This is a genomic window from Micromonospora zingiberis, from assembly GCF_004331455.1.
Classification (GTDB): Bacteria; Actinomycetota; Actinomycetes; order Mycobacteriales; family Micromonosporaceae; genus Micromonospora; species Micromonospora zingiberis.
Window position 1 is genome coordinate 41027 of sequence record NZ_SJJR01000031.1, and the last position, 6740, is coordinate 47766.

General features: G+C 72.1%; 4 protein-coding genes. All 4 read left to right on the forward strand.

What is annotated here, in order from left to right:
- Positions 1 to 130 precede the first annotated feature (130 nt).
- The 4 genes from E0H26_RS27600 (at position 131) to E0H26_RS27615 (ending at position 6002) form a co-directional block, all read left to right on the forward strand.
- The gene (locus E0H26_RS27600; RefSeq protein WP_165522005.1) at positions 131 to 2809 is read left to right on the forward strand and encodes a LuxR C-terminal-related transcriptional regulator; all 2679 of its coding nucleotides are present in this window, start codon (positions 131 to 133) and stop codon (positions 2807 to 2809) included.
- 16 nt (positions 2810 to 2825) lie between these two features.
- Complete coding sequence (locus tag E0H26_RS27605; RefSeq protein WP_131309139.1) at positions 2826 to 4112, forward strand: nicotinate phosphoribosyltransferase; 1287 nt, start codon at positions 2826 to 2828, stop codon at positions 4110 to 4112.
- Between the two features lie 13 nt (positions 4113 to 4125).
- On the forward strand, positions 4126 to 4707 hold the full coding sequence (locus E0H26_RS27610; protein ID WP_131309142.1) for an isochorismatase family protein: 582 nt from the start codon (positions 4126 to 4128) through the stop codon (positions 4705 to 4707).
- Between the two features lie 71 nt (positions 4708 to 4778).
- Positions 4779 to 6002, forward strand: coding sequence for an MFS transporter (locus tag E0H26_RS27615; protein ID WP_131309145.1), 1224 nt, complete (start codon positions 4779 to 4781; stop codon positions 6000 to 6002).
- The last annotated feature ends 738 nt before the right edge of the window (positions 6003 to 6740 follow it).

The following is a 6740-nucleotide window of genomic DNA, read 5'->3' on the forward strand; positions in this document are numbered from 1 at the left end:
ATGCCGGAAGAGTACGGGCGCCAGCGTCGGGAACGGGACAATTCAAGTACTCAGCGGTAACTCTCTGACTACTCAACTTGGCCCGCTCGGGCTACCGGCCGGGTCCGGCTTCCATCGATATGCTGCGCAAATGAGTCGGTGGAGGTTCGTGGGCCGCACGATGGAACTCGACCGCCTGCAAGTCGCGGTGACCGGTGCCCAAGGGCGGGGCATCTTCTTCACCGGCAGCGCGGGCATCGGGAAGAGTCGCCTGCTGCGGGAGGCGGTGGATGCCCTGCCCGCCGAGAAGTACGCGGTCTGGTGGATCGCGGCCAGCGCCACCACCGCGGCGATGCCCTTCGGTGGCCTGGTGCAGGTCCTGCCCGTCGAGCAGCCGCAGGGCCTGTCGCCCGCCGGGATCCTGCGGTGGGCCGTCGACGTGTTGCAGCAGCAGGCCGCCGGCCGGCGGATCGTGCTCGCCGTCGACGACGCGCACCTGTTGGACCCACCGTCGGCCGCCCTGGTGCACCTGCTGGCCCGCTCCGAGAACGCCTGCGTGGTGGGCACCCTGCGCGACGGTGAGCAGATCCCGCTGCCGATCCGCGCACTGTGGACCGACGGGCTTGTCGACCTTGCCGAGCTGAGTCCGCTGGCGCCGACCGAGACCGCCGGGCTGCTCGCCGTCATCCTCGGTGGTCCGGTCGACGGCGGCTCGGCGGACCGGCTGGGTCGGCTCAGCGCCGGCAACCCACTGCTGTTGCGTGAGCTGGTGCACGCCGCCCAGGGCAGCGAGGAACTCACCAAGCGGTACGGCATCTGGACCTGGACCGGCCGTCTGGAGTTGGCGCCCAGCCTGACCGATCTGATCGACATCCGGATCGGCCAGCTCAGCCCCGGCGTACGCGCGGTGGTCGAGCTGGTCGCGTTCGGTGAACCACTGGGTCTGCGGCTGCTCAACAAGGCGGTGGACCAGACCGATGTGGAGACCGCCGAGGAGCGCGGCCTGATCACGATGGTCAACTCCGACCGGCGGCTCGACGTCCGCCTGGCCCACCCGCTCTACGGCGAGGTGGTACGCCGGCAGTGCCCGGTCAGCCGGACCCGCCGGTTGCAGGCGCACCTGGCCGAACTGCTGGAGGGGGTCGGCACGCGGCGCCGGGAGGATCTGCTCCGGGTGGCGGTGTGGCGGCTGGACTCCGGCACCGCGCAGGACCCGTCGTTGCTGGCCTCCGCCGCCGCGCAGGCGTTCGCGCGCTACGACGTACCGTTGGCGACCCGGCTGGCCCGGGCGGCGCTCGATGCCGACGGCGGATTCGCCGCAGCCGAACTGCTGGCCACCATCCTGATGTTCGCCGACCGGCCGGCCGAGGCGCTCGGCGTGCTCGACGCGGTCGCCCCGGACACCGGCGACGAGGAACGCCTCAGCCGGTGGCTGACCGTCCGGGGCATGGTCAGTTACTGGGGACTCAGTCAGGAGTCCACGGTGGAGAAGATCGCCGAGCAAGGTACCCGGTTGGCCGACTCGGCCGCCCAGGCCCGGATCCGCGCCTTCGAGGCGATCATGCGCCTGCACCGGTTGGACGCACCGGCCGCACTGCGCCTCGCGCAGGGCGTGCTGGACCGGCCGGCGGCCAGCGTCGCCGCGCGCGAGCTGGCCCGGTGCACCATCGCCCACCTCCAGGCCGTGCAGGGTCAGTTGTGCCGCAGCGCCACCGCGGTGGATCTGGTGCAGGCGAAGGCCGCCAGCTGGCGGGCGGAGATGCCGTACCTGCAACTGGCCGTGGAGCTGGCCCGGGGCACCCGACTGGCGCTCTCCGGCGACCTGGCCGGCATCGACCGGCTGGTGGCGGACGAGTTCGCCGACCTGGCCGACGCGGGTGACTTCCGGCTCGGCAGCGGTTACCTGGCGATCCTGCGGTCGTACGCGGCACGGCTGCGCGGGCGCAGCGACGCCGCCCTGCAGGCCGCGCTCGGCGGCTGCGCGATCCTGGCGACCAGCCGGGTCTACGCCGGCCTGGCCCAAGCCGAGCGGGCGCAGGCCGCCGCGCTGCGCGGCGATGCCCGGCAGGCGGCCGAGGCGATGGCCGAGGCCGACCGCATCCACGCACCGAGCATGGCGGTGCTGTATCCGTGGCTGGAGCAGGCCCGGGCGGCGGCCCTCGCCGCCGGCGGCGACCTGTCCGGTGCCGTGGCACACCTGCACCAGTTGGTCGGCCGGTTGCGTACCGACGGTTTCGCCGGGCACGAGACCCTGGCCCTGCACGACCTGGTACGCCTCGGTGAGGCCACCGCGGCGACCGGCCCGACCTGCTCCGACGACAGCCGCCGCACCGTCGCGCAGCGGCTGGCGGAGCTGTCCGAGCAGGTCGACGGGGAGCTTCCCCCGCTGCTGGCCCGGCACGCCCGGGCGGTCGCCGACGGCTCGCCCGAGCAACTGCTCTCGGTCGCCGACAACTTCATGGATCTGGGGCTGACGCTGCTGGCCGCGGAGGCCGCCGCGGGTGCCGTACACCTGCTGCGGCAGCGCCGCTCGCCGGAGGTCAGCGGGGCCAGCGAACGGCTCGCCGTCCTGCTCGGGTGCTGCGACATGGTGCAGACCCCGGCCCTGCGGGCGGCCACGCCGACGCTCACCGACCGGGAGTGGCAGGTGGCCCGGCTGGCGGCGGACGGCGAAACCAGTCGGGCCATCGCCGAGCAACTCTTCCTCTCCGCTCGCACCGTGGAGAACCACCTGCAACGGGTCTACAGCAAGCTCGGGCTGAACGGTCGGGCGGAGCTCAAGGCGGCGCTGCGGGCGATGCCGGGCCACAACGGCACGGCGGCGAACTGAACCTTAGGCTGAAGGCGTGCACACCCTTCGTCCCGCACTGCTGACCGACCACTACGAGCTGACCATGATCAGTGCCGCCCTGCGGGACGGCACCGCGCACCGAAACTGCGTGTTCGAGGTCTTCAGCCGCCGGCTGCCCGCCGGGCGCCGCTACGGCGTGGTCGCCGGCACCGCGCGGCTGATCGACCTGATCCGCGAGTTCCGCTTCGACCCGGACGACATCGACTTCCTGCGGCGTACCGGCGTGGTCGACGAGCCGGCCGCCGCCTGGCTGGCCGACTACCGGTTCACCGGCGACGTCGACGGGTACGCCGAGGGAGAGTTGTTCTTCCCCGGATCGCCCATCCTGACCGTCACCGGCACCTTCGCCGAGTGCGTGGTGCTGGAGACGTTGGTGCTGTCGGTGCTCAACTACGACTGCGCGGTGGCCGCCGCCGCAGCCCGGATGGTGACCGCCGCCCGGGGCCGAGCGCTGATCGAGATGGGGTCTCGGCGGGCACACGAGGAGGCCGCGGTCGCGGCGGCCCGCTCGGCGTACCTGGCCGGGTTCCGGTTCACCTCCAACCTGGCGGCGGGTCAGCGCTACGGCATTCCGACCGCCGGCACCGCCGCGCACGCGTTCACCCTGCTGCACGACGACGAGCGGGCGGCGTTCGCCTCGCAGGTCGCCACGCTGGGCAAGGAGACCACGCTGCTGGTCGACACGTACGACATCAGCCAGGGCATCCGCAACGCGATCGAGGTGGCCGGGCCGGAGCTGCGGGCGGTCCGGATCGACTCCGGTGACCTGGCGGTGATCGCCCAGCAGTCCCGGCAGTTGCTGGACTCCCTCGGCGCCACCGAGACAAAGATCATCGTCTCCGGTGACCTCGACGAGTACGCCATCGCGGCGCTGGCCGCCGAGCCGGTCGACATGTACGGCGCCGGCACCTCCGTGGTCACCGGCTCGGGAGCGCCGACCGCCGGGCTGGTCTACAAGCTGGTCGAGGTCGAGGGGCGCCCGGTGGTCAAGCGGTCCGAGCAGAAGGCCACCATCGGCGGTCGCAAGGTCGCCGTCCGCCGGCACAAGCCGACCGGCACCGCCACCGAGGAGGTCATCGTCCCGCAGGGGGTACCGGACCGGCACCCGAACGACCGCCTGCTGCAACGGTCGTACCTGAGCGCAGGGGACGAGGTGACGCTGCCGACGTTGGAAGAGTCGCGCGAGCACCTGCGGCAGTGCCTGATCTCCATCCCGTGGGAGGGCCTGAAGCTCTCCACCGGCGACCCGGCCATCCCGGTCACCGTGGTACCCGCCCAGTGAGAGGAGCTAGTCGGTGCCCAGCGCGCTGATCATCGTGGACGTGCAGAAGGACTTCTGTGAGGGCGGTTCGCTGGCCGTCGCGGGCGGCGCCGGGGTGGCCGCCGGGATCTCCCGGTTGCTGGCCAGCGAGCCGGATCGCTGGGATCACGTGGTGGCGACGAAGGACTACCACATCGATCCGGGCATCCACTTCGGCAATCCACCGGACTTCGTGAGCACCTGGCCCGAGCACTGCGTGGTCGGCACCCCGGGCTCGGAGTTCCACCCGGAGTTGGCCACCGATCGGGTGGCGGCCATCTTCCACAAGGGCGAATACGCCGCCGCGTACTCCGGATTCGAGGGGCACGCCCAGGACGGCGAGGGTCTGGCCGACTGGTTGCGCCGGCACCACGTCGACCGGGTCGACGTGGTCGGCATCGCCACCGACCACTGCGTACGGGCCACCGCCCTGGACGCCGCTGAGGAGGGTTTCGCCACCACCGTGCTGCTCGACCTGACCGCGGCCGTCGCACCGGACACCCTCGACGTCGCGCTGCGGGCGTTCGACGGTGCCGGGATCACCACGCACGGCGCACCTGTGATCAGGACCGCATGATTCGGTAATTCGTTGGCGGTCGTCGTACCCCCGGTCGAGGATGTCCGGCGGAGGTACGGACCGAATTGAACATGAAGCCTTACCGGGAGGCGCTCGCCCTACCCGGTCTGCGGTCGTTGCTGCTGGTGGCAGTGCTGGCACGGGTTCCGTTGACGGCGACCGGGGTCACGCTGACCTTCTACGTCGTGCAGGACCTCGGGCGCGGCTACGGCGCGGCCGGACTGGTCGGCGCGGCGATCACCGTCGGCGCGGCGGTCGGCGGTCCGCTGCTCGGCCGGCTGGTGGACCGCCGTGGACTGCGTCCCGTTCTGGTCCTCACCACCGTGGCCGAGGCGATCTTCTGGTCCACCGCGCCGGTGCTGTCGTACGCCCTGCTGTTGCCGGCCGCGTTCCTCGCCGGCCTGCTGGCCCTGCCGATCTTCTCGGTGATCCGGCAGTCCGTCGCCGCGCTGGTGCCGCCGGAGAAGCGGCGGCCGGCGTACGCGCTGGACTCGATGTCGGTCGAGCTGTCGTTCATGATCGGTCCCGCCCTCGCCACGGTCGGCGTCACCACCATCTCGGCCCGCCTCACGCTCTACCTGGTCGGGGCCGGAATCGTCGTCGCCGGGGCGGTGCTCTGGCTGCTCAATCCGCCGGTACGCAGCGCCAGCGAGGCGACCGGACCGCAGCCCAGGATCGCCCGCCGGCAGTGGCTCACCTCCCGCATGGTCGCCGTGTTCGCGGTGAGCGCCGCAGCCACCCTGGTGCTCGGCGGCACCGACGTGGCGGTCATCGCCGTACTGCGGGAGAACGGCGACGCCGCCTTCACCGGCGCGGTGCTCTCGGTGTGGGCGGTCGCGTCGCTGGTCGGCGGCTTCGCCTACGGCGCGGTCCGCCGCTCGGTCACCCCGGTCGCGTTGATGGGCGCGTTGAGCCTGTGCACCATCCCGGTCGGGCTCGGCGGATCCCACTGGTGGCTGCTCTGCCTGGCGCTGATCCCCGCCGGGGCGCTCTGCGCACCGACCATCGCGGCCACCTCCGACACGGTCAGCCAACTCGCTCCGGCGAGCGTCCGGGGCGAGGCGATGGGCCTGCACGGCTCCGCGGTCACCGTCGGCATCGCCGTCGGCGCCCCGCTGGCCGGCGCGGTGATCGACGCCTCGGCACCACTGTGGGGCTTCGCCGTGACCGGCGCGGTCGGCGCCCTGGTGGCCCTGGCGGTACTACCGATCGAGCTACGCCACCGCCGCGCCGACGCCACCACCGAGACCACCCACGAAGACACCACCCCCACCCTCACCCCCACCGCCTCCTGACCCCCCACCCACCATCACCACACCCGCCCCGCATCAACCCCCTCCACCCACCCGCCTCACCTAACCGCGCCCCCTCCCCCCTCCACCCACCCGCCTCGCCTAGGTTCTGTCTCACGGATCTTGTTGGTCAGGGACGGCGGGTAGGCCGATCGAAGTTCGACGAGTCGAGCAAGGCGTGGGTACCGAGGATGTCGTACCTGGCCGCCTGGTCGCGCCAGTGCCTGCACCGTTGAAGCCGCGTCCGACCTGACTGCGTTGCTCGTCCACGGCGCGATCCAACATCGCTGGTCGACCTCCTGGACCTAGCCGTGGATCTTGGTACGGAACGGCCCCCATGGGGGCCGTTCCGTACCAAGATCCACGAGCCCGACCTAACCGCGCCCCCTCCCGCCTAACCGCACCCGCTCCACCTGACCACACCGCCCCACCTGACTGCACCCACCCCACCTGACTGCGCCCCTCCACCCGACCGCGTCAGCAACTTCATGGATGTTGCTGGCTCAGCTCGCGGTCGAGGCAGCAACATCCATGAAGTTGCTGGCTCGACGCGAAACGGGACGAGGCGCGACGTGAGGCGACGCGACGTGAGGCGACGCGACGCGAGGCGACGCGACGCGAGGCGACGCGAGGCGACGCGAGGCGACGCGAGGCGACGCGAGGCGACGCGAGGCGACGCGAGGCGACGCGAGGCGACGCGAGGCGACGCGAGGCGACGCGAGGCGACGCGAGGCGACGCGA

Excerpts from the sequence above, each read along its gene's own strand:
- E0H26_RS27600 (WP_165522005.1), top strand. The coding sequence starts at position 131 with ATGAGTCGGTGGAGGTTCGTGGGCCGCACGATGGAACTCGACCGCCTG.
- E0H26_RS27615 (WP_131309145.1), top strand. The coding sequence starts at position 4,779 with ATGAAGCCTTACCGGGAGGCGCTCGCCCTACCCGGTCTGCGGTCGTTG.